General features: G+C 39.4%; 20 protein-coding genes, 1 tRNA gene and 1 other annotated feature. Of the genes, 1 reads left to right on the top strand and 20 read right to left on the bottom strand.

Translation table 11 applies throughout. The features are described 5' to 3' along the window. Position 1: 1 nt before the first annotated feature. Positions 2-1,342 (bottom strand): glutamyl-tRNA reductase, encoded by a 1,341-nt coding sequence (hemA, locus tag BG04_RS08485; protein WP_034648743.1) that lies wholly within the window; start codon positions 1,340-1,342, stop codon positions 2-4. A gap of 329 nt (positions 1,343-1,671) precedes the next feature. Here hemA and BG04_RS08490 point away from each other — a divergent pair, with 329 nt between their 5' ends. Beyond that, complete coding sequence (locus BG04_RS08490) at positions 1,672-2,157, top strand: LiaF transmembrane domain-containing protein (protein WP_013059363.1); 486 nt, start codon at positions 1,672-1,674, stop codon at positions 2,155-2,157. A 93-nt stretch (positions 2,158-2,250) separates the two neighbouring features. Here BG04_RS08490 and yihA read toward each other — a convergent pair whose 3' ends face one another. From yihA to racE, 19 genes are all read right to left on the bottom strand, one after another. Further along, positions 2,251-2,838 (bottom strand): ribosome biogenesis GTP-binding protein YihA/YsxC, encoded by a 588-nt coding sequence (gene yihA, locus BG04_RS08495; RefSeq protein ID WP_013059364.1) that lies wholly within the window; start codon positions 2,836-2,838, stop codon positions 2,251-2,253. Further along, on the bottom strand, positions 2,835-5,159 hold the full coding sequence (gene lon / locus BG04_RS08500; RefSeq protein WP_016765665.1) for an endopeptidase La: 2,325 nt from the start codon (positions 5,157-5,159) through the stop codon (positions 2,835-2,837). The genes yihA and lon overlap by 4 nt, the downstream gene beginning before the upstream one ends. 259 nt (positions 5,160-5,418) lie before the next feature. Then, positions 5,419-7,086: an ATP-dependent protease LonB gene (gene lonB / locus BG04_RS08505; protein WP_013085136.1), complete on the bottom strand. Its 1,668-nt coding sequence runs from the start codon at positions 7,084-7,086 to the stop codon at positions 5,419-5,421. Between the two features lie 152 nt (positions 7,087-7,238). Next, the gene (gene clpX, locus BG04_RS08510; RefSeq protein ID WP_034648740.1) at positions 7,239-8,504 is read right to left on the bottom strand and encodes an ATP-dependent protease ATP-binding subunit ClpX; all 1,266 of its coding nucleotides are present in this window, start codon (positions 8,502-8,504) and stop codon (positions 7,239-7,241) included. A gap of 384 nt (positions 8,505-8,888) precedes the next feature. Then, positions 8,889-10,175: a trigger factor gene (gene tig, locus BG04_RS08515; protein WP_016765666.1), complete on the bottom strand. Its 1,287-nt coding sequence runs from the start codon at positions 10,173-10,175 to the stop codon at positions 8,889-8,891. Positions 10,176-10,396: 221 nt separating this feature from the next. Next, entirely contained in the window at positions 10,397-11,398 is a 1,002-nt protein-coding gene (locus BG04_RS08520) for a tetratricopeptide repeat protein (protein WP_034648738.1), read from the bottom strand. A gap of 101 nt (positions 11,399-11,499) precedes the next feature. Then, entirely contained in the window at positions 11,500-12,090 is a 591-nt protein-coding gene (leuD, locus tag BG04_RS08525) for a 3-isopropylmalate dehydratase small subunit (protein ID WP_013059370.1), read from the bottom strand. Positions 12,091-12,104: 14 nt separating this feature from the next. Further along, positions 12,105-13,520 carry a 3-isopropylmalate dehydratase large subunit gene (gene leuC / locus BG04_RS08530; protein ID WP_013059371.1) on the bottom strand — a complete coding sequence of 472 codons (1,416 nt, stop codon included), beginning with the start codon at positions 13,518-13,520 and terminating at the stop codon, positions 12,105-12,107. Positions 13,521-13,578: 58 nt separating this feature from the next. Next, positions 13,579-14,688, bottom strand: a complete 1,110-nt coding sequence (gene leuB / locus BG04_RS08535; protein WP_013059372.1) for a 3-isopropylmalate dehydrogenase — start codon at positions 14,686-14,688, stop codon at positions 13,579-13,581. Positions 14,689-14,707: 19 nt separating this feature from the next. Next, the gene (locus BG04_RS08540; RefSeq protein WP_016765669.1) at positions 14,708-16,243 is read right to left on the bottom strand and encodes a 2-isopropylmalate synthase; all 1,536 of its coding nucleotides are present in this window, start codon (positions 16,241-16,243) and stop codon (positions 14,708-14,710) included. Next, positions 16,230-17,255, bottom strand: coding sequence for a ketol-acid reductoisomerase (gene ilvC / locus BG04_RS08545; RefSeq protein ID WP_013085141.1), 1,026 nt, complete (start codon positions 17,253-17,255; stop codon positions 16,230-16,232). The genes BG04_RS08540 and ilvC overlap by 14 nt, the downstream gene beginning before the upstream one ends. A gap of 64 nt (positions 17,256-17,319) precedes the next feature. Further along, entirely contained in the window at positions 17,320-17,832 is a 513-nt protein-coding gene (ilvN, locus tag BG04_RS08550) for an acetolactate synthase small subunit (RefSeq protein WP_013059375.1), read from the bottom strand. Further along, positions 17,829-19,556, bottom strand: coding sequence for an acetolactate synthase large subunit (ilvB, locus tag BG04_RS08555; protein ID WP_211186082.1), 1,728 nt, complete (start codon positions 19,554-19,556; stop codon positions 17,829-17,831). Before ilvB ends, ilvN begins: the two co-directional genes overlap by 4 nt. 68 nt (positions 19,557-19,624) lie before the next feature. Then, positions 19,625-19,878 (bottom strand) — a binding site (T-box leader). A 327-nt stretch (positions 19,879-20,205) separates the two neighbouring features. Then, positions 20,206-20,279 (bottom strand) — tRNA-Arg (locus BG04_RS08560). A 125-nt stretch (positions 20,280-20,404) separates the two neighbouring features. Beyond that, on the bottom strand, positions 20,405-20,917 hold the full coding sequence (locus BG04_RS08565) for a metallophosphoesterase (protein ID WP_013059377.1): 513 nt from the start codon (positions 20,915-20,917) through the stop codon (positions 20,405-20,407). A 15-nt stretch (positions 20,918-20,932) separates the two neighbouring features. Further along, complete coding sequence (locus tag BG04_RS08570; protein ID WP_013085142.1) at positions 20,933-21,526, bottom strand: XTP/dITP diphosphatase; 594 nt, start codon at positions 21,524-21,526, stop codon at positions 20,933-20,935. A 9-nt stretch (positions 21,527-21,535) separates the two neighbouring features. Continuing rightward, positions 21,536-22,282, bottom strand: coding sequence for a ribonuclease PH (rph, locus tag BG04_RS08575; RefSeq protein ID WP_013085143.1), 747 nt, complete (start codon positions 22,280-22,282; stop codon positions 21,536-21,538). Positions 22,283-22,416: 134 nt separating this feature from the next. Then, complete coding sequence (locus BG04_RS08580) at positions 22,417-23,502, bottom strand: GerMN domain-containing protein (protein WP_013059380.1); 1,086 nt, start codon at positions 23,500-23,502, stop codon at positions 22,417-22,419. Positions 23,503-23,615: 113 nt separating this feature from the next. Further along, positions 23,616-24,410 (bottom strand): glutamate racemase, encoded by a 795-nt coding sequence (racE, locus tag BG04_RS08585; protein ID WP_013085145.1) that lies wholly within the window; start codon positions 24,408-24,410, stop codon positions 23,616-23,618. Positions 24,411-24,416: the final 6 nt, after the last annotated feature.

Below are 24,416 nucleotides of genomic sequence, written 5' to 3' on the forward strand. Positions count from 1 at the left end.
CTTAAGACTGATAAGCTACTGAATGAGACGTAATCGATGTATGAAGCTGCTCTTCTTTTTCTTTTTGCAAAGCAACTTCCTGTTCAATATTAAAAATCTTCATGAACAGCTCTAAAGACTCTTCAGCATGTTTCTCTCCAGCCAATTCTTTCGCGTATAAAATTGGATCGCGAAGAAGTTGATTAATTATACTTTTTGTATGTTTATTTAAAACTTTGCGCTCGCGCTCAGATAAATCTGGGAGCTTACGATCAATGCTTTTCATCGTTTCAGCTTGAATGGTAAGTGCTTTTTGACGAAGTGCAGAAATAACAGGCACAACGCCTAATGTACCAAGCCAAGACTTGAAAGCAACAATTTCAGCTTCAAGCATAATTTCAATTTCATCCGCAGCTTTTTGACGCTCTTGCAAATTGGTTTCTACAATCCCGTTTAAATCGTCGATATCATATAAAAAGACCGTCTCTAGCTCATCTAGTTCTGGATCTAAGTCACGTGGAACGGCGATGTCTACCATAAACAATGGACGACCTTTACGCGTACGCTCGGCTTCACTCATCATTTGTTTCGTTACTACATAGTCATTAGCCCCTGTTGAACTAATTAAGATATCTGCTTCGCTTAAAGCATGTTGAAGATCAGCAAATGGTTTGGCTTCTCCAGAAAAACGGTTTGCTAGCTCTTGTGCCTTTTCAAATGTTCGATTCACTACCGTTACTTTTTTAGCTCCGCTGCCATATAAATTCTGTACGGCAAGCTGACCCATTTTTCCCGCACCAAGAATCAACACATGTTTGGACGATAAATCTCCAAAAATCTTTTTAGCAAGCTCTACGGCTGCATAGCTGACAGAAACTGCATTTGCACCAATTTCTGTTTCATGATGAGCTTTTTTGGCTAATGTCACAGCTTGTTTAAACAGCTGATTAAAAACCGTTCCAATTGTTTCTTCTTCTTGAGCAAGCAAAAAGCTTGAACGCACTTGTCCAAGAATTTGTGTTTCACCAATCACCATTGAATCTAATCCACATGCTACTCGGTATAAATGTTCGATGGCTCCATCATTTTCATAGATGGTTAAATAAGGCGAAAACTCTTCTTTATCTATTCCGAACCATTCAGCTAAAAATGCTTTTACATAATAACGGCCCGTGTGTAATTGATCAACAACAGCATAAATTTCCGTACGATTGCATGTTGAAACAATGATGTTTTCCAAAATACTTTTTTGGCCGCTTAACGTTTTCATGGCAGATGCTAGTTCTTGCTCATTAAAACTAAGCTTTTCTCTTATTTCAACAGGGGCTGTTCGAAAGTTTAAGCCGACTGCTATAATATGCATTTGTACATACCCCCTATAATTGAAATGTGCTTATTTATCCGAATTTGACGGGCAGTAACCCCTAAATTCCCAAAGAGCTACAGTGAGATAACTGCCCGTAAAATCCGGCGTTCTTCATTCTACTATTCGTAAAAAGCGGCGTACATTACACAGGTGTAAGCTTCGCCTTATCTCTAACTATTATAACATGTTCTATAAGTCATTCGAAAAAAAAATGTGAACAGTCTTTGAAAACATGTGTTAAGATATTAACTGTTATTCCGTAATAAATTGTATCAAAAAAGCAGCGTTTTATCACGTTTTCTGTTTTGAAACACCTGGAGGTTACTATGAAAAAGCAATCAATGTTTTTTGGTGTCTTACTAGTTGGATTTGGAATCTTTTTCTTACTGAATGAACTACATATGAGCATTGCAGCAAAGGTATACACGTGGCCTGTACTGTTAATTTTAATAGGAGCAGCCCTGTTAACTGAGTCTGCTTTATCTCAAGATCATTCAAACTTGCTTGCAAGCTACATATTAATCACTTTAGGTATTCATTTCTATGTAAGTGAACAAATTCCCTTTTGGCCTACGAATATTAGCATGGTCGTTTTTATGGTGGCCATTAGCTTTTTACTTAGTGCTAGAAAAGCCAAATCAGGCTTTTTCCAAGGCGGCACCCTTTTAATTATTGCCATTTTAATGATGTTTTCAGACCGTCTTAAACTATTTTTGCCAAAAGTTGAAGACGGCGTAAATTATTTAACAACCTTCTGGCCTATTTTATTGTTACTAGTTGGGCTATATTTATTATTTTTCAAACGAAAGTAATCTATGTAAACAAGTTAAAAAAATGGAACGTTTGACTCACTTCCTGTTAGAGTGATGATAAACGTTCCATTTTTTTAGCTTCTATTCCTTTGTTTAGTGAGTCATGCGATACTGCAAAGATTTCCACGCTTTATCTTTTCCTTCACCTGTTTCAGATGAGAAATGAATTAATTCATCATTTGGATCCAAGTCCAGCGTTTCTCTCACTACTTTTAAGTGCTTTTGCCATTTCCCTTTAGGAATTTTATCAGCTTTCGTCGCGATAACCATAACGGGAAGGTCATGGTGCTTCAAAAACTCATACATCATAACGTCATCCTTTGAAGGTGCATGGCGTAGATCAACAATCATTAACACAGCTTTAAGCTGCTCACGATTTGTTAAATACGTTTCAATCATTTTCCCCCATGCTTCACGCTCTTTTTTAGACACTTTTGCAAATCCGTAGCCAGGTACGTCTACAAAGTGAAGGATTTCATTAATTAAAAAGAAGTTAAGCGTTTGAGTTTTTCCAGGCTTAGACGACGTACGCGCTAAGCTTTTGCGATTGAGCATCTTATTAATAAAAGATGATTTTCCTACATTTGAACGGCCTGCTAACGCAAACTCTGGCAGGTTTTCTTTAGGATATTGTTCAGGGCGTACAGCACTGATGACAATATCGGCTTGAGTTACTTTCATTTTACCTCTCCTACTAGCGCATGTTCCAATACTTGGTCCACATGTGACACAAGAACGATGTCTAATTCCTCTTGTACACTGTCAGGGATATCTTCAATATCACGTTCATTATCATGAGGGATTAATATTTTAGTTAATCCGGCACGATGTGCACTAAGTGACTTTTCTTTTAAACCGCCGATTGGTAATACGCGACCTCTTAGTGTAATTTCTCCTGTCATTCCTACTTCTCTACGCACCGGTTTACCCGTTAGTGCTGATACTAGAGCAGTGGCAATGGTAATTCCTGCAGAAGGTCCATCCTTTGGTACAGCTCCTTCTGGAACATGGATATGAATATCATGTTTTTCATAAAACTTTTCATCAATTCCTAGTTTCTCTGCATTTGAACGCACGTAGCTAAATGCTGCCTGAGCTGATTCTTTCATCACGTCTCCAAGCTTTCCAGTTAGCACTAGTCTTCCTTTACCAGGGGACAAGCTTACTTCAATGGCTAGCGTGTCTCCTCCTACAGTTGTGTAAGCAAGACCTGTAGCAACGCCGACTTGATCTTCCGTCTCAGCCTGTCCGTAACGGAACCTAGGCTTACCAAGGAATTCTTCAAGCGTTTTGGCCGTCACCACCACGCGTTTTTTCTCGCCAGAGACTACGATACGAGCTGCTTTTCGACAAATGGAAGCAATTTCGCGTTCAAGGTTACGAACACCAGCTTCTCTCGTATATAAACGGATGATTGCTGTTAATGCGTCATCACGAATCTGCAAATTGCCCTTTTGCAATCCGTGATTTTCTAGCTGGCGCAGCAATAGGTGACGCTTCGCGATTTCAAGCTTTTCCAGCTCCGTGTAACCAGCAATTTGAATAATTTCCATTCGATCGCGCAGCGGCCCTGGAATCGTAGCTAAGTTATTAGCTGTAGCCACGAACATCACTTTTGATAAATCATACGTTTCTTCTATATAGTGATCGCTGAAATTATGGTTTTGTTCAGGATCCAATACTTCTAACAAAGCAGAAGATGGGTCTCCACGGAAATCATTTGACATTTTATCGATTTCATCAAGCAGAAATACCGGATTAATCGTTCCCGCTTTTTTCATTCCTTGAATAATGCGTCCAGGCATAGCTCCCACGTACGTGCGACGATGACCGCGGATTTCTGACTCATCTCTCACGCCGCCTAGAGACACTCGTACAAAATGACGATCTAGAGACGTAGCAATTGAACGGGCTAGGGATGTTTTCCCTACGCCAGGAGGTCCTGCTAAACATAAAATAGGACCTTTAAGAGATTTTGTCAACTGCTGCACAGCTAGATATTCTAATACGCGTTCCTTCACTTTTTCAAGGCCATAGTGCTCATCGTTCAGCACTTGTTCAGCATTATGAATATTGAGCGTATCTTCCGTTTCATTTGTCCAAGGTAGCGCAATCAACCACTCGATATAATTTCGAATGACTGAGCTTTCAGCGGAGGTAGCAGGAATTTTTTCATAGCGATCCAATTCTTTAAACGCCACTTGTTTGACGTGGTCCGTCATCCCACTTGCTTCAATTTTTTCGCGAAGTGTTGCTACCTCTCCCGTCTTTCCTTCTTTGTCTCCAAGCTCTTTTTGAATCGCCTTCATTTGCTCACGAAGATAATACTCTTTCTGAGTGCGTTCCATTGATTTCTTTACACGCTGTCCAATTTTTTTCTCCAGCTGCAAAACTTCTTGCTCGTCTTGAATATGAGAAATGATCGTATTTAATCTTTCTTTCACATCAGTTATTTCTAAAATTTCTTGTTTAAGCTGAATTTTTATTGGTAAATGAGAGGCTACAATATCCGCTAATCTTCCTGGTTCTTCAATATCGCTTACGGTTGAAAGAGTTTCAACGGACACCTTTTTGGAAAGTTTTATGTATTGTTCGAAATAGTCTAAAAGCGTGCGCATCAGCGCTTTATCTTCTACATCAACCTGATGTTCTTCGTTTTGCTTTTCCACGTGCACAACAAAATATTCTTCACTATCTTCAAATTCTGTAACGGTTACGCGATTTAGTCCTTCTACTAAGACGCGCATCGTTCCATTTGGCAACTTTAGCATTTGTTTAATTTTTGCTAACGTACCGGTTCTATATAAATCCTCTTTTGTTGGTTCATCGATACCCATATCTTTTTGTGATACTAAACAAACTAAGTGATCATCCATCATTGCTTTTTCTAATGCTTGCACAGATTTATCTCGCCCAACATCTAAATGAAGCACCATTGTCGGATAGACGATCAAACCTCGTAAAGGCAATAGCGGCATTGTCAATTTTTCTTTTTCTGCCATGCAATGAACACCTCCAATGCTCGTCAATTAAAGTATGTAAAGTGTGAATTCTTTTAACAATTTTATCTCATTTGTATACACATGTCTAACAATAGTAATTACTAATTGTACCATGAGAAAGAATTAAAAGGCAAAATATATCTTTTTAAGCTCTTTTCATAAAAAAACGCCTTTTTCGTTGGCTGTGTATAAAGGTTTTATACGCGAAAAAGGCGATGAATATTCATCTGACCATTAATTTTTAATTATCATGATAGAATTAGCTAGATTCTCTAGTTGAAATAGCTGGATCTACCGACAAATGTGCAACATGCTCATGTACAGACAATAGCGCTTGTTCAAACACCTCTGTTAAATGATGGACAGGAATAATATCGATACCTTTTACCTTTTCTACCATTGCATTCATATTTTCCTTTGGTACAATCACCGTCTGAACGCCTGCTTGTTTTGCTGCCTTGATTTTTGGAATCACACCGCCAATTGGCTTTACGTTACCGTGCAGACCAATTTCTCCTGTCATTGCTACCGTATGTTTAATTGGCACTTCATAAATCGCTGAGTAGATACCTGTTGCCATCGCAATACCAGCAGAAGGCCCATCAATTGGCACGCCCCCCGGAAAGTTTACATGAATATCATACTCATCGGCTGGAACATCCATGGAACGAAGAACCGTTATGACATTTTCAATTGAGCTTTTAGCCATACTTTTACGGCGAATAGACTTCCCTTGAGTCCCTATACTTTCCTCTTCAACGATACCTGTAATAATAATGTTCCCTTTCTCTTTTGCAGGAATCGCTTTGACTTCAATTTCTAAAAGTGCTCCAGAGTTGGGCCCGTACACTGCTAATCCATTAATAAGTCCCACTTTTTCCTCATCTGCAATTTTCGGATCGTGCCTTGGAGATAGTTGACTAGAATGAACAATCCATTCAATATCTTCATTTTTAATGTCCGTTCGTTCCTCTGATATCGCTAATCCAGCCGCAATTTGCATCATATTAACCGTTTCACGTCCATTGCGTGCATATGTAGAAAACAGAGATAAACCTTCTTCTGATATATCCATTCTTACTTTATTTGCTGCTTTTTTTGCAACTGTAATAATTTCGTCGCGATCAAGCTCACGGAAAAATACCTCTACGCACCTGGAACGGATGGCAGGCGGAATTTCATTAGGCGTTCTAGTCGTCGCACCAATCAAACGAAAGTCTGCTGGCAACCCATTTTGAAAAATATCGTGAATATGTGTTGGGATTTGTGTGTTTTCTTCGCTGTAATAGGCGCTTTCCATAAACACTTTTCGATCTTCTAGAACCTTTAACAGCTTATTCATCTGAATAGGATGGAGCTCTCCAATTTCATCAATAAATAAAATTCCCCCGTGTGCATCTGTAACCGCTCCTTGTTTTGGCTGCGGAATTCCAGCTTGGCCCATGGCACCTGCTCCTTGGTAAATAGGATCATGAACAGACCCAATCAAAGGATCAGCAATGCCTCGCTCATCAAAACGCGCCGTAGTTGCATCTAACTCTACAAATACAGCCGATTGTTTGAAAGGTGATTTTTTATTTTTTTTTGCTTCTTCTAACACTAAACGTGCTGCTGCGGTTTTTCCTACTCCAGGCGGCCCGTATACAATCACGTGCTGTGGATTAGGACCGCAAAGGGCAGCCTTTAGTGACCGAATTCCATCCTCTTGTCCGACAATATCGGAGAAGCTAGACGGCCTCACACGTTCGGCAAGCGGCTCAGTTAAAGAGATGGCTCTCATTTTCTGCAATTGCTCCATTTCTTTCTTTGAATCCCGGTCAATTGAGACTTTTTGCGTACGCTGATTGCGTAATAAATTCCAAAAATATAAGCCAATGATGATACCAAAAAAGAGTTGGACCATTAAGGCAATATTCGTCCAGTTCATAGATAAACCTCCTGCGCAGTTTAGTAAGATAATTATCAGTTATTATCTCCCTGCAGCAGTAGGAATAAACAAGATTCTAGTAAAAAGTAAAATTTAGTTGTGCTTCATCACCAGAAAAAAGCCGGGTACTCAAATTGAGTACCCGGCTTTTTTTATGCTGATGTTTTGCTGCCTTCTTGAATAGTAGATCCGTCTTCTAATACGAACTTAGGAGCCGCTTGATCACGAACAGTTTCACCTGTGATAATACATTTTGTAATATCATCACGTGAAGGAAGATCAAACATTACATCTAACATAATACCTTCAATGATTGAACGTAGACCACGAGCACCTGTTTTACGCTCGATTGCTTTTTTAGAAATTTCTACTAAAGCCTCGTCTTCGAACTCAAGTTCAACGTCATCAAGTTCAAGCATTTTTTGATATTGTTTCACTAGTGCATTTTTCGGTTTTGTTAAAATCTCAACTAGCGCTTCTTCATCAAGAGGCACTAAGCTAGCAGTAACCGGTAAACGACCAATAAACTCTGGAATTAAACCAAATTTTAATAAATCTTCCGGTAATACTTTTGCTAGTAACTCTTTTTCTGTAAAGTCTTGTTGTTTTGTTTCTGAACCGAAACCAATTACTTTTTTACCTAGACGGCGCTTAATAATAGGTTCGATTCCGTCAAATGCACCACCGCAAATAAATAAGATATTTGTTGTATCAATTTGAATAAATTCTTGATGAGGGTGTTTACGTCCACCTTGAGGAGGAACGCTTGCTACAGTACCTTCTAAGATTTTAAGAAGAGCCTGCTGCACACCTTCACCTGATACATCACGTGTAATAGATGGGTTTTCAGACTTACGCGCTACTTTATCAATTTCATCGATGTAGATGATACCTTTTTCAGCTTTCTCCACATCGTAATCAGCTGATTGAATTAATTTTAATAAGATGTTTTCAACATCTTCTCCTACATAACCCGTTTCTGTTAGAGATGTTGCATCTGCAATCGCAAACGGTACGTTTAAAATACGAGCCAATGTTTGAGCTAGTAAAGTTTTACCACTTCCTGTAGGTCCAATTAATGCAATATTACTTTTTGATAACTCAACGTCATCAATTTTGCTGTTTGAATTGATTCGTTTGTAATGGTTGTATACCGCAACGGATAACGATTTTTTCGCATCCTCTTGACCAATTACATACTCATCTAAAATGTCACGAATTTCTTTTGGTTTTGGTACATCTTTAAATTCTACTTCTTCTTCTGTACCTAACTCTTCTTCTACGATTTCCGTGCAAAGTTCAATACATTCATCGCATATGTAAACACCTGGACCCGCAACTAACTTGCGTACTTGTTCTTGTGTTTTACCACAAAATGAGCATTTTAACTGCCCTTTTTCATCGTTAAATTTAAACATAATTTTCACCCCTTGTAGTATTTACTAAAGTGCTCGAAGCTGATTTCTATCCGCGCTATAGCCCAACCACATGAACAACTCATCTATTTGTAGGTAAATGCCCCTCTTTATTACATAGTAAAAGCGCTATGAAAAGATTTGTATTGCATTTTACCATACATTTTCTTGAATAGATACTAAAACGTTTTATGTATATGTTGTTGATGAGCATAACAGAATGGAGATCTGCTATTATATAGTGTCCTCTTATTGGGCCTATTTCATAACCACGGATTTCAAACAATGGGTTAAAGCTGCTTCTACGGTGTTGGTTATGATATAAAAAAACTATTGAAGTTTATAAAACAAGGCACGATCAAGTCGCGCCTTGTTTCTTACTTACTATTATGCAACAGCTTTGCTGTTTTCTACAAGAAATTCAACTGCTTTACGTACTTTCATGTCTTCTTTAATGCTATCAAGACTGCCAAGCACTTTCTTAATTTCTTCGACAGGCATGTTGTACATTCCTGCCATGTTTTCTAATTCTTTTTCTACTTCTTCTTCGCTTACTTCAAGATTTTCAGCTTTTGAAATAGCTTCTAGCGTTAAGTTGATTTTCACACGCTTTTCAGCATCCGGACGCATTTGGTCGCGAAGAGCTTTTTCATCTTGACCTGAGAATTGGAAGTAAAGTTCAAGGTTAAGACCTTGCATTTGTAAACGTTGTTCAAACTCTTGCATCATACGATCCATTTCAGTGTTGAACATTGCTTCTGGAATTTCTACTTCAGCGTTTTCAGCAGCTTTTTCTACTAAAGTGTCGCGAAGAGCTGATTCCGCTTGATTCTCTTTATCGCTTTGTAATTTTTCTTTTGTTTTTGCTTTTAACGCTTCTAAAGTTTCTACTTCTTCATCTACGTCTTTTGCAAACTCATCGTCTAAAGCTGGAAGCTCTTTAGATTTGATTTCGTGTAATTTCACTTTGAATTTAGCAGCTTTACCAGCTAGCTCTTCAGCGTGATACTCTTCAGGGAATGTTACTTCCACTTCTTTTTCAGCGCCTACTTCAAGACCAACTAGTTGCTCTTCAAAGCCAGGGATGAATGTGTTAGAACCGATTTCTAAAGAATAGTTTTCGCCTTTTCCGCCTTCGAATGCTTCGCCATCAACGAAACCTTCAAAGTCGATTACAGCTGTATCACCTTCAGCTACAGTTCCTTCTTCTTTAACAACTAGTTCAGCGTGACGCTCTTGAAGTGTTTTTAATTCAGCTTCAACGTCTTCATCTGTTACAGTTGTATCTACTTTTTCTACTTCTAAGTTTTTGTATTCGCCTAATTTAACTTCAGGCTTAACAGTTACTTTAGCAGTGAAAACTAGAGGTTGTCCTTTTTCGATTGTTTCAACATCGATTTCTGGACGATCAACCGGCTCGATACCAGCTTCAACAATTGCATTGCTGTAAGCTTCAGGTAATAAGATGTCTAGTGCATCTTGATATAAAGATTCTACGCCAAAACGTTTTTCGAAAAGTGGACGAGGCATTTTACCTTTACGGAACCCTGGTACGTTTACTTGTTTTACAACTTTTGTGAATGCTTTATCTAAGGCTTTATCAAACTCAGCAGCTTCAACTTCTACTGTTAAAACGCCTTGATTTCCTTCTTGTTTTTCCCATTTTGCAGACATGAATGTTTCCCTCCAAAATCATTTTAAGTAGTGATTTCTAAACTAGATAATGCAGATAGCCTATCAGTTCAACCCTCAATCATTATCTATTTAACTCCCTATTACTTTAAAGTAAGTAGGAATGTAATGTAAAGATGAAATTCTACTATACGTATTTAAGTGCATTTTACAACCATTATATTATAACATACAACAATGACGTTTCAACTAAACACCACATTTTATATAAAAGAAATTTCTTCAATTTCTTTTAGCTCTTTAATTGCCTTTCTTAATTCAGCTGCGGAGAAACTTCCGTCTTCCTCTGCTACAGCTGCATCTGACTCTTCTCCTTGCATCATCAGACTAACAGCATACACCGCTGCCGTCCAAAGTTTTACATTATCACCCGGTAAAAACGGAAATGTAATAAATAAATGACGCTGCCATATTTCAACGGCAACCTGCAACAATGTAGGATTTTCATGCTCCAGCTTTTCCGTCAGCTGTGCTTCTACTTGCTCGGCAAACAAATACGGTGTTGTTCGTTGAAGCTGAAGCGCATTTACTTTTTTCGTCTCTCCAAACTTAGTAATCATAAAATCAATGTCTACTTCTTCTTCCATAACTGTTTTTAAAGCGACTGTTTTTACGATAGGGTGAACAGCTTCAGATGAAAATAGCTGTTCCAGAAAGACGCGCTGCTTTTCAATTCTCTTTGTTTTTAATGAATGAACCCATTCAAGCTGATCCTGAATATTGTCTAGAGCTGTGAATGATTTAAACTGCTCTAGCTGTTCTTCTTCTGTTTGTTCTTCTATGACTTGTTCTTGATTCATTCTATTCTTGCAGAACTCCAACAGCTGATAAAGCTGTTCAGCATGTTCAGAAGGGAGTTTGTGTTCTTGAATAACTGCTTGTAGAGTGACATATCCTTCATGATAGTGACCAAGCTGAATTAACACCATGAGGTACATTTGCAAATTATGATAATAATCGCCAATATCTTCTTTCAGCATTTGCTCACATAATTCTTTAGCTATGCCTGCATCACCGAGCTCCACGTGACAAATAACAAGGCCAAGCAAGATTTCATGATGCTTATTATCAAGTTCGTAGGCCTGCTCAAATAAAGGAAGTGCTTCTTGAAATTGCTTGTGCTGCATATGATCTGTAGCTTTTTCAACCAACCGTTCTTTTAATAGAGGAAAAGCTACAATTTTGTTTTGTTGTTCATTCGACATGTTTTCTCCCCACTTCGCGGTCCATTTGCTTTACAGTTTAGCAATTCGGTTAACGGAACGCAAAAAAATCGAGCAAAATCATAATTTTGCTCGATTTTTGGTTAATATCTTACCGTTTTTGCTTCATAAGCAGAAATGTCGTCTTCAAAAGAAAGCGTATAGCCAATTTCATCATATCCGTTAACAAGCATATATTTCCAATGACCATTGATATCAAACGTACGTTCAAAACCTGCTTCATCGGTAATTTTTTGCTGATGAAGATCGATTGTACAGGCGTAAGAAGCACTTTGAGACTCTTTCATTAAATAGGAAACATCTTCTTTTGGTAAAACAATAGGTAAAATACCATTTTTTAGACAGTTTTGTTTAAAAATATCCGCAAATGAAGGTGCGATAATAGCACGAAACCCGTAGTCTAAAAGCGCCCATGGCGCGTGTTCACGTGACGAACCACATCCGAAGTTCTCGTCAGCTACAAGAATTGTTGCTCCTTGATTTTGAGGCTGATTTAATTCAAACGTTTCATTTAACGTCTCATCTTCATTATATCGCCAATCAAAAAATAGAAATTGGCCAAAGCCAGTACGCTCAATTCTTTTCAAAAATTGCTTTGGGATAATTTGATCAGTATCTACGTTTGCTCGGTCGAGACCTGCTACTTTCCCTGTATGGATTGTAAAAGCATTCATCTGTGTTCTCCTCCTTATCGCACCGCTTGTTCTTGTAGTTTGCGTACATCAACAAAATGTCCATATACCGCTGCCGCTGCTGCCATTACCGGGCTTACTAAATGCGTTCTGGCGCCTTTTCCTTGACGTCCTTCAAAATTCCGGTTAGAAGTGGACGCACAGTGTTCGCCTTGTGGAACTAAGTCAGAGTTCATGCCTAGACACATGCTGCAGCCTGAGTCTCTCCAATCAAAACCTGCTTCAATAAAAATAGCAGATAACCCTTCTTCTTCAGCCACTCGCTTTACTTTTTGAGAACCTGGTACAATGATCGCTCGCACATCTGGTGACACTTTCTTTCCTTTAATAAAGGCTGCCACGTCACGAAGATCAGACAAACGAGCATTCGTACATGAACCGATAAATACATGCTGAACTGGAATCTCTTCTATTGCCATACCAGGCTGTAAGCCCATATACTCAAGTGCTCGTGACAAAGACTTTCTCTCAGCTTCTGTTTTACACTCTTCTAATGTAGGAACTTGCTTGCTAACATAAGAACTCATCGCCGGGTTTGTTCCCCATGTTACAACAGGTTCAATTGTATCTGCATCAATTTCCAGCGTTTCATCGTACGTTGCACCTTCATCTGTTGCTAAAGCTGCCCAAGCTTCCACTGCTTTTTCAAACTGTTCTCCTTTAGGAGCATACTGACGTCCTTTAATATAAGAGAACGTGACATCGTCTGGACTGATTAAACCAGCTTTTGCACCGGCTTCAATAGACATATTACAAATGGTCATGCGCTCTTCCATTGAAAGATCGCGAATACATTCGCCCGTAAATTCCACGATTGAACCCGTTCCAAAATTCACACCGAATTTTTGAATTATTGCTAACACAATGTCCTTAGCATAAACGCCAGGCTGCTTTTTGCCATTCACTTTCACTTGTAGCGTTTTTGGTTTCGCTTGCCATAGCGTTTGTGTTGCTAAAACATGCTCTACCTCACTAGTTCCTATCCCAAAAGCAAGCGCTCCAAATGCACCGTGAGTAGATGTATGACTATCTCCGCACACAATGGTTTTTCCAGGCTGAGTTAATCCTAATTCCGGTCCAATGATATGCACAATTCCTTGCTCTTCACTTGTTAAATCTAAAAGCTTCACACCAAACTCATGACAGTTTTCAGATAGTTTGTCTACTTGTTTCTTTGCAATCGGATCTTTAATATTAAAACGGTCAACTGTTGGAATGTTGTGATCCATTGTAGCAAACGTTAAGTCTGGACGCTTCACTTGGCGATTTGCCACGCGAAGACCTTCAAATGCTTGAGGAGACGTTACTTCATGAATAAGATGAAGATCGATATATAATAAGTCCGGCTTCCCCTCTTCTCGACGTACAACATGTTGTTCCCAAAGCTTATCAATAATTGTTTTTGGTTTCATACTGCTCCTCCTTTCTGATTATGAAAAACGTTTCTCACAAAACGTGAGAAACGCATGATTAACTGTAAGCTGTCATAATGCTTGAAATGGCAGAATCATTGGCAATTACCGCAGTTATCGCCTCCACCATTTTATCGGTACCTAAATAATGATTACCGTCTGCTAAGTCAGCTGTTCGATGACCTGCATGTAATACACTTTCAACCGCTTGTTCAATCACTGCTGCTTCTTTTTCTAATCCAAACGAATGTCTAAGCAACATTGCTGCAGATAAAATAGCGGCAATCGGATTAGCTTTGTTTTGACCAGCAATATCTGGTGCAGAACCGTGAACCGGTTCGTATAGAGACGGACCATCAGCCGTTAAGCTCGCAGATGGCAACATTCCTAACGATCCTGTCAGCATAGAAGCCTCATCACTCAAAATATCACCAAACATATTTTCAGTTACCACTACATCAAAATACTTCGGATTACGAATTAACTGCATAGCAGCTGAATCTACAAGCATATGCTCAAGCTCTACATCCGGGTAGTCTTTTGCTACTTCTTCAGCTACTTCACGCCACACTCTACTAGACTCAAGCACATTCGCTTTATCAACAGACGTTACTTTTTTACGTCGATTTACAGCCGTGTCAAATGCTTGGCGAATAATTCTTTCTATTTCTGTACGCTTATAAAATAATGTGTCGACAACTGTTTCTTCATTTCCTTCTGTTCGGCGCTCGCTAGGCTTACCAAAATATAAGCCTCCTGTTAGCTCACGGACGATAATGAAGTCAACACCTTCAATGTATTCTTTTTTCAGAGGAGAGGCATCCGCTAAGCTATCATAAAACGTCACTGGACGAAGATTAGCATATAAATCCAGTTCTTTTCGAATAGCTAGCAAACCTTTTTCCGGTCGCAAATGTGAAGGGTTACGATCCCATTTTGGCCCTCCCACCGATCCAAGTAATACAGCATCCGCCTGCTTACAAGTCTCAATTGTACTTTCTGGAAGAGGTGTGCCCGCTTCATCAATTGCAGCTCCGCCAATTAGTCCATACGTAAACTCAAATTGATGATCAAAGCGCTCTCCAATTGCTTTTAAAACGGCAACAGCGCCTTTGGTTACTTCTGTTCCTACGCCGTCACCCGGTAATACAGCGACTTTTTTTGTCATGGTGGTCTCTCCCTTCAGTTCACATTACTTCTTGCTTTGTACGATGCTGCTGAATAGCGATTAAACGATTAATGGCGTTCAGATATGCTTTCGCTGACGATTCTAATACGTCAAATGCTACTCCGCGTCCGCTTGCTTCAGTTCCTTCACTTTCAACCTTCACAAATACTTCAGCCAGTGCATCCGGCCCACCGTTAATAGACTGAATACGATAGTCTAATAGTTTTACATCTTGTTCAACACAGCGCTGCAGCGTATTATAGATAGCTTCCACGCTTCCAGATCCGGTAGCTGCTTCTTGAATCTCTTCGCCATTTTCTTTGCGAAGCGTAATCGTAGCCGTTGGAATATTGTTCGTACCATACTGAACTTGCAGACTTTCAAGCTTATATTCACTTTCTTTGCTAACTTGCTTTTGAATGACTAATGCCAATAAATCATCATCGGTAATGTCTTTTTTCTTATCTGCTAAGTCTTTAAACTTCTCAAAAAGCACGTTTGCTTCTGTATCTTCCAATGTGAATCCAAGCTCTACTAAGCGTGTACGGAACGCATGACGGCCTGAGTGTTTACCAAGCACAATTGGATTTTGTTTAACACCCACAAGTTCTGGGGAAATAATCTCATATGTTAACGGATTTTTTAAGACGCCATCTTGGTGAATACCTGATTCATGAGCAAAAGCATTTTTTCCGACAATTGCTTTATTTGGTGCAATATTCATCCCGGTAAGCTTACTGATAATGTCACTCGTACGCTTGATTTCAGGCAAGATAAGACCTGTGCTCGCTTGATAGAAATCTTGACGGACATGAAGCGCAAGTGCTACTTCTTCAAGAGCTGCGTTACCCGCACGTTCTCCGATTCCGTTAATCGTTCCTTCAATTTGAGTAGCTCCTGCTTCAATCGCAGCCATTGAATTGGCCACAGCTAGCCCTAAGTCATCGTGACAGTGAGCTGACAAATCAACTTTATGAATATTTGACACATGTTCTTTTAAGTAATTAAATACTGATTGATAGTCACCAGGAGTGATAAATCCTACTGTATCTGGAATATTAACGACTTTTGCACCAGCATCAATAACTGCTTCTACAATTCTAGCTAAAAACGGTAAATCTGTTCGACATGCATCTTCAGCAGACCATTGAACAACTGGGAATTTTTCACTTGCGTATTTCACCATTTCCACTGCTGTTTCAAGTACTTCATCAGGTGTTTTTTTCAATTTATGCTGCATATGAATTTCGGAAGTAGCGATAAAAACATGCAGTCTTGGTTCTGCACTTTCTTTTAACGCTTCCCATGCAATGTCAATATCTTTTGTAACAGACCTTGCAAGACCTGTTACAGAAGAATTTTTGACAATAGACGCAATTTCTTTTACGGATTGAAAATCACCTTTTGAAGAAGCGGGAAATCCGGCTTCAATGATGTCGATACCTAATCGCTCTAACTGCTTAGCAATTTCAAGCTTTTCTTGTAGGTTCAAATTGACTCCAGGTGACTGTTCACCATCGCGTAGCGTCGTGTCAAATAGTTTAATTTTTTGCACTAGCGATCACCGCTTCTTTCTTTTGTTTTTTAACAAATGGCATCATTTCACGTAATTGAGCGCCAACTTTTTCAATTAAATGTTCATTTTCACGGTTATTGATAGCAGTAAATTCTGGACGATTTGCTTGGTTTTCTAAGATCCAGCCTTTTGCAAATTTACCTGTTTGGATATCTTCAAGCACTTTTTTCATTTGTTCTTTTGAACGCTCATCTACAACGCGTGGTCCTGAAACGAAGTCACCCCATTGAGCTGTATCAGAGATTGAATAACGCATGCCTTCCATTCCGCCTTCATACATAAGGTCAACAATTAATTTTAATTCGTGTAAGCACTCAAAATATGCAACTTCCGGTTGGTAGCCAGCTTCTACAAGCGTTTCAAAACCAGCTTTAACTAATGAAGTTAAACCACCACAAAGTACTGCTTGCTCACCGAAAAGATCTGTTTCTGTTTCTTCTTTAAATGTTGTTTCTAATACACCCGCACGAGCTGAACCGATTGCTTTAGCATAAGCTAACGCTACGTCTTTTGCTTCTCCAGTTACATCTTGGAATACTGCGAATAACGCCGGTACACCAGCTCCTTCTTCATACGTTCTTCTTACAAGGTGACCAGGGCCTTTTGGAGCTACTAAGAATACGTCAACAAATTCAGGTGCTACGATTTGGTTAAAGTGAATGTTGAAACCGTGAGCAAATACTAAAGATTTTCCTGGTTTTAGTCCTGGAAGAATTTCTTCGTTATAAACTTTTGGCTGATACTCATCTGGAAGTAATACCATTACTACTTCTGCTTGTTGAACTGCATCTTTTACAGATAATACAGTGAAACCGTCTTGCTCTGCTTGGTCCCATGATTTACCTTTACGTAATCCTACTACCACGTTTACTCCGCTGTCGCGTAAGTTTTGTGCATGGGCGTGACCTTGTGAGCCATAACCTACGATTGCTACTGTTTTACCTTGTAATAATTGATCCTTTGCATCTCCGTTATAATATACCTTTGTCATAATAAATCTCTCCTCTTAGTTTATATAGTTTTATATAGTTTACTTGGTTAGTAACTAGCTAGAATTAAATGATTGATGAAAGTTTGGCCGCTGCTTTTTGCGTACCACGCGGAACAGCTACTGTGCCCGTGCGCGTTACTTCTTTTAATCCATAAGGCTGAAGCAGATCAATCATCGCTTCAATCTTGCTGGATTCACCTGTTACTTGAATAATTAAGCTGTCGCGGCTTACATCAATGATGGTTGCACGGAAAGGTTCAATTACTGCATAAAGTTCGTTACGGCTCGCTGGGGTAGAGGCTACTTTCATTAAAGCAAGCTCTCTTGATACCACCGCTTGATCCGTAATATCTTGAACCTTCAACACGTCAATCTGCTTATTTAACTGCTTAATCACTTGTTCAGCAGCGTTATCATGCTCTACGTTCACAACAAACGTCATGCGTGATACATCTTCAGATTCAGTGTGACCTACCGAAATACTCTCAATATTGAAATTTCTTTTTGTAAATAACCCCGTCACGCGATTTAATACGCCCGCACGGTTTAATACAGTTGCTGTAATAATTCGCTTCATGGTTTCACCCCCACCATTTCATGTAATCCTTTTCCAGGTGCAACCATTGGATATACGTTTTCTTTAGGTGCGACAAAGAAATTTAGTAGAACAGGTCCATCTGTTTCCATTGCTTCTTTCAAAGCCGCATGCGCTTCTTCTTCAGTAGAAGCTTGTAAACCTTTGATATCATAAGCTTCTGCAAGCTTCATTAAATTAGGCTGATTCGGAATTAAAGAGTGTGAGTAGCGTTCTTCATAGAAGATTTCCTGCCACTGACGAACCATACCAAGCGACTGATTGTTAAGTACAACCACTTTTACAGGTAAATTTAATTCTCTAATAACTCCTAATTCTTGAAGCGTCATTTGAAATCCACCGTCACCAACGACTGCTACAACTGTTTTATCTTTGTTTGCTAGCTGAGCGCCGATTGCAGAAGGTAATCCAAAGCCCATGGTGCCAAGACCACCTGAAGTTACCCATCGATCTGGATTATTAAATGTGTAGTATTGAGCTACCCACATTTGATGTTGCCCAACGTCCGTTGTAACCACGGCATCTCCATTTGTATACTTGTGAAGCAACTCAACTACTTTTTGTGGTTTTAACACGTCCGCTGAGTTCTGATACCATAATGGATATTCTTGCTTCCACGCCGCTAATTTCTCATGCCATTTCGTATAATCTCCAACTTCTCCTTCTTGCAGAAGCAATTGCTTCAATACTTCTTTTGCATCTCCAACAATTGGAATCTTGGTTGGAACATTCTTTCCAATTTCCGCTGGGTCGATGTCAATGTGAGCAATTTTTGCATTTGGTGCAAAATGCTTTAAGTTACCTGTTACTCGGTCATCAAAGCGTGCACCGATACTAATGAGAAGGTCACTCTCATAAATTGCCATGTTTGCTGTGTACGTTCCGTGCATGCCAGCCATTCCCAAATGAAGCGGATGATCTGCAGGAAAACAGCCCAATCCTAAAAGCGTATTAATAACGGGAATATTTTGACGCTCAGCATAATTTTTTAATTCTTCTGAACCTTTACTCAATAACACTCCCGCACCTGCTAAGATAACAGGTTGTTTTGCAGCTGCTACTGCGTCTGTTAATTTTTTAACCTGCAGCTGATTTGGAAAATAAGTTGGCTGATAGCCAGGTAAATCAATTTCTCCTTCGTAATTAAATGTTCCATCACCCTGTGCCATATCTTTTGGAATGTCGATTAAGACTGGACCAGGTCTTCCTGTTGTCGCAATATGAAATGCCTCTTTGATGATTCTTGGCATATCGCTGATATTGCGTACTTGATAGCTATGTTTTGTAATTGGCATTGTGATCCCTAATACATCTGCTTCTTGGAACGCGTCAGAACCAATTACACTTGAAGCTACTTGACCAGTAAAAACAACTAAAGGAAGTGAGTCAATCATCGCATCTGCCAAACCTGTTACGATATTTGTTGCACCAGGACCACTTGTTGCGATAACTACACCGGGTTTGCCTGAAATTCTTGCGTACCCTTCTGCTGCGTGAATTCCACCTTGTTCGTGACGAGCAAGTACGTGAAACATTCCTGAACCATATAGCTTATCGTAAATCGGTAAAACGGCTCCCCCTGGGTAACCGAAGATGACGTCAACATTTTCTCTTCTTAGAGATTCAATCAACATGTCAGCTCCATTCATTTTTGCCCCAGTGCTTACAGGTTCTTTCGTTTGCATATTGGCTCCCACTTTTCTCATCCTTTCGTTTTCTAGATAAAAGAAAAAAGACTTCTCACCCCTAAATAGACCCTATCAAATGATATAGGTCAAGGGGCGAAAAGTCTTTTGTACTTTACGCGGTACCACCCTCGTTTGTAATCGTAATGATTACCTTATGAATGTATACTGTACATTCTTTTTGATAACGAGTGCTTTGGAAGTACACTCGGTCACCCTTACTGAATTTCAGGGTGACACTCTGAGGTGAGTTCATTTTGAGTTGGTAACGTCGGCTTCCAGCAACCCGACTCTCTGTTGATACCTAAACATCAAAACTACTTATCCTCTTCAACGTTTTAAAACGCTATATGCTTTTTGAACAATGCTTTACACATCATATTTTAAATTAATTACAATTAATTAAAATTTTTAGAAAACTTATATTTGAGGACTATCTTACGCCCATTTCTATGCATAGTCAACCACTTTTCAAGATTTTTTTAGACAATTTAGACTAAACAGAATATTTGAATGCGTTTTCATTATTGATGTAATAAGGGTTTACAGCAGTTAAAAAAGTTTTTCTGAAACGTTCATTTGTACACACTGAATGAACAAACATTCACTTTTAAGATAAAAAAAAAAAAAAAACGGTTTTTACTTTTTAGTAAAAACCGTTTTTTTTGGACGTCCCAGGAGAGATTCGAACTCCCGACCGACGGCTTAGAAGGCCGTTGCTCTATCCTGCTGAGCTACTGGGACATAATGTTAAAGTGTATCAAAGACAATACTTATTATATTCAAATATAATTTAAAAGTCAACGTTTTTTTGAAATTTTATGAGAAGAGAGGTAAAAAACCTTCTCTTCTCCCTATATTTGGCTATATTATGCTGAAAGTGTACAGGTTAACTGCATGCTAGGAATATGTTTACCGCTTATATCGTAAAACTGCACGGTAGCTTCTGTACCATCCATTACTAGTATAGCATACGTACGTTCTTTTCTCATACGAGGAAGTAACATACTTCCTGGATTGATAAATAAAACTCCGTCCATGAGCTCAGCTCCCGCTATGTGAGAATGCCCAAAACAAACCACGTTTGCCCCAACTTCTCTCGCTTTGTAATGCAGATTCATCATAGACATTTTAACATTATATAAGTGACCGTGTGTAACCAGACACGTAGCTTCTCCAAGCGACTCTACTCGATCATTAACGTAAGATGCATCGTAGTCACAATTTCCTCGAACGCCTAAAAATGCAGACATTTCTTTGCTGTCTTGCGGCAACTCAGAGTCCCCACAATGGATCATCTTATCTACATCAGCATGTCTCTCTCTGATAGTGAGTAGCTCTTCTTGTAACCCGTGGCTATCGCTTACAATTAATAGTTTCACACGTCATCACTCCTTCTAAAATTGCGCATCAATTAGCGGTGCTAGTCTTTTTAACGCATTTGCTCGGTGACTAATCTGATTTTTTTGCTCTTTGGTCAATTCTGCCATGGAGCATCTCCATTTTTCTACAAAGAAAATGGGATCGTACCCAAAACCGTTTTCCCCTCTTTTTTCCTCCAAGATGTGCCCTTCACACGTGCCTTCTACAATTTCGGTTCTCTTTCCAGGCACTGCAATAGCAAGAGCACAATGAAAGCGTGCCGTGCGCTTTTCAAACGGCACGTCATTTAATTTTTGAAGTACCTTCTCTATATTAGCATTATCATCTTTATTTTCACCAGCATAACGCGCGGAATAAACGCCTGGCTCCCCGTTTAAGGCATCAATAGCAAGCCCCGAATCATCGGCAATGACCGGCTTATTTAATGCGGATGAAATGGCCTCTGCTTTTAGCGTGGCATTCTCTGCAAATGTAACGCCCGTTTCTTCCACGTCTTCAATCTCAGGAAAATCAAGAAGCGATTTTACTTTAAATCCCTTCGGTGAGAAAAGTGTTTCAAAATCTTTTACTTTGCCTGCGTTTTTAGTTGCAATAATGATTTCACGCACGTTAATCCCTTACCTTTCTTTAACCGGAATGTAGGCAGCCAGGTGATCAAGAACTTCCTTTTGCTGTTCAATCAATTGATAAACACCCTTTTCCCCTAAATCTAGAAGATGGTTTAACTGTTCTCTCGAAAACGTCGATTCCTCTCCCGTTCCCTGTAATTCTACAAACTGTCCGCTTCCTGTCATCACAATATTCATGTCAACTTCCGCTGTCGAATCTTCTTCATAATTTAAATCTAAAATCGAATTTTCTCCATGAATACCTACTGAAGTCGCAGCTAAGTAGTCACGAATAGGAATTTCTGTTAGCTTGTTCTCTTCAACCAGCTTTCCAAACGCTAAAACCATAGCCACAAAAGCACCTGTAATCGATGCTGTTCTTGTGCCGCCATCTGCTTGAATAACATCACAATCAATCCAAATTGTCTTTTCTCCGACCTTTTCCAGATCGACTACAGAACGAAGAGCTCGTCCGATTAGACGCTGAATTTCCATTGTTCGTCCTGTGACTTTACCTTTTGATGATTCACGTATATTTCTTTGTGCCGTAGCTCGAGGCAGCATAGAATATTCAGCTGTAATCCATCCTTTTCCTTGCCCACGCATAAAAGGAGGCACTCTGTCGTCTATGCTTGCTGTACAAATAACCTTTGTGTCTCCCACCGAGATTAATACAGATCCTTCTGGATGCTTTAAGTATGAAGTATGAAGAGATACAGATCTCAATTCATTAAATTCCCTACCGTCCAAACGCATTAAGCATGTCCTCCTATTCATTCATTTATATGTAATAGTCTCTTCCATTTTAACTATAAAACAGCGGAAAGAGGTCGCTATTTCAGCAGACCTCTTTCTACTTAGTCCTTTACTAGTATAACAAAAATTTGTTTTTAAAAACTACCTGTGTTCACATTTTTAGGTCTTGAAACTGGTTCCGTTAATTTTTTCCCTTTTTCATCTTTTAGCGTTTTTTTGCCATTCACCTTAATGGCAACGCTGTCTACGGCTTTTTGTTCCGTCAGAGATAACACTAAGGAGTCGAGAACATGCTGAGAAATTTCCGTTCCTTTTAAATTCCCAAAGATGTTTTTATTAAAGTTCAGCGTTAACTCACCGTCCGCATACTTTGGAGCTGCTACGAGCTTTGCATCAGGATTAAAGTCTGTCACTAAACCTGATGCAGGCGCAGGTCCTTCTACAAGCTCGTTCACAATTGCAGTGTACATATCTTTGTCATCAGAAGCAATTCGTTTTGTGACAGGAACATAGTAAGTTTGTTTGCCCTCTTGAGCTAAGTAATAAATCGTAACTGGCTTCGTTTGAGTTACGTCAACTACTCCAGTATTATCAAAGTTAATGCCATCTGCTCTGCTCAACCCTTTACTGATTGGCGTATGATTTACAGGCATCTCATCTTTATCATAGCCGTTAATGCGAATTTTAACTTTATTTACGCCTTCAAACTGCGTCAGCGTCCAAGTGACGGCCTGCAGAATACGGAGTTCATCTTCTTTTTTATACTCAGCAAATTCAGGTGAAAAATCTGCTACCATCGTACCGTCACTTTCCAGCTTTGTCCCTAAAACTCTTGTATCAGCAGGAAGAACCGCTCGGAAATTATTTGGCAATAAGTTTGTGACCGGTCCACCCTCTACTAAATATTCAAGAGACTGTTTAGCGACACCTTTTGATTTAGGAATTTCAAGCGTCTGGGGAACAACGTACCCGTTTTTATCAATTAAGTAGAGTTCTCTTTTGGTAGGCGCAGATGTTTCTGCGGCTTTACTTTGTTTTTTATTAGCTTCCGTTACTTTCGCTTCAGTCGCTAATGATTTTTCATCTTTCACATAGGTGACATCCTTTGGCGGATCAATTTCCTTTGCTGCGTTATCCCCTCCGAAAAGTCCACAGCCGGATAACAATACAGACGTGGTCACCACGGCGGATATGAGAACAAATTGGGTCTTTTTGGACATTCCTTTCCCTCCTCAGACTGTTTGTACTACTATGTATACGAGCTTTTTTGCATTTTAGACCAGCTCAAAAAAGTTTTTGTCCGCAAAAAAAACCGAGCATGATATGCACGGTTTTAAAGCTTGATATGTTCAACATTATATACAGGGTGCTCAAACCATTTAGATGCAATAGATTGAAACAGTTCTGTTGATCCTGTTGTAAAGAAGTAGTGTTCAGGCTCCATGTTTCTAGGAGCTAGTAAATTGCTATAAGAAAGAATGGCACTTACCTCTATTGCCGTTTCTTCGCCAGAACTGATTAACTGAACTCTAGGCCCAATTGCTTCTTGAATAACTGGCTTTAATAACGGATAATGCGTACATCCTAAAATAAGGGTATCCATATCTGTATGATAAAAAGGTTTTAATGTTTCTTTTACAATTCGCTGTGCTTCCGGTCCTTCATAATTACCGCTCTCTACAAGAGGTACAAACAAAGGGCATGCTAAATTTTCCACTTCCACTCTCGTATGAAGAGCGCGGAGTGCATGTGTATAGGCTTGACTTTTCACGGTTCCGTTTGTGCCGATTACGCCTATTTTATGATTTTTAGTTACTTTAAGCGCAGCGCGTGATCCTGGTTCAATGACGCCTATAACGGGAATATCGAGCTGTTCTTGAATTTCATCCAGCACAACTGCCGTAGCCGTATTACACGCAATAACCAGCATTTTAATATCTTTAGCTATTAAATAATTAGTCATTTCCCATGTGAAAGCTCGTACTTCTTCACTAGGACGGGGACCGTATGGGCAGCGGGCTGTATCTCCAATGTACATAATTTGTTCTTTCGGAAGCTGTCTCATAATTTCCTTTGCTACCGTTAATCCGCCCACACCTGAATCTATAACACCAATTGGTCTACTCAAAACAAT

Origin of the sequence: Priestia megaterium NBRC 15308 = ATCC 14581, from assembly GCF_000832985.1 — a bacterium.
GTDB lineage: Bacteria > Bacillota > Bacilli > Bacillales > Bacillaceae_H > Priestia > Priestia megaterium.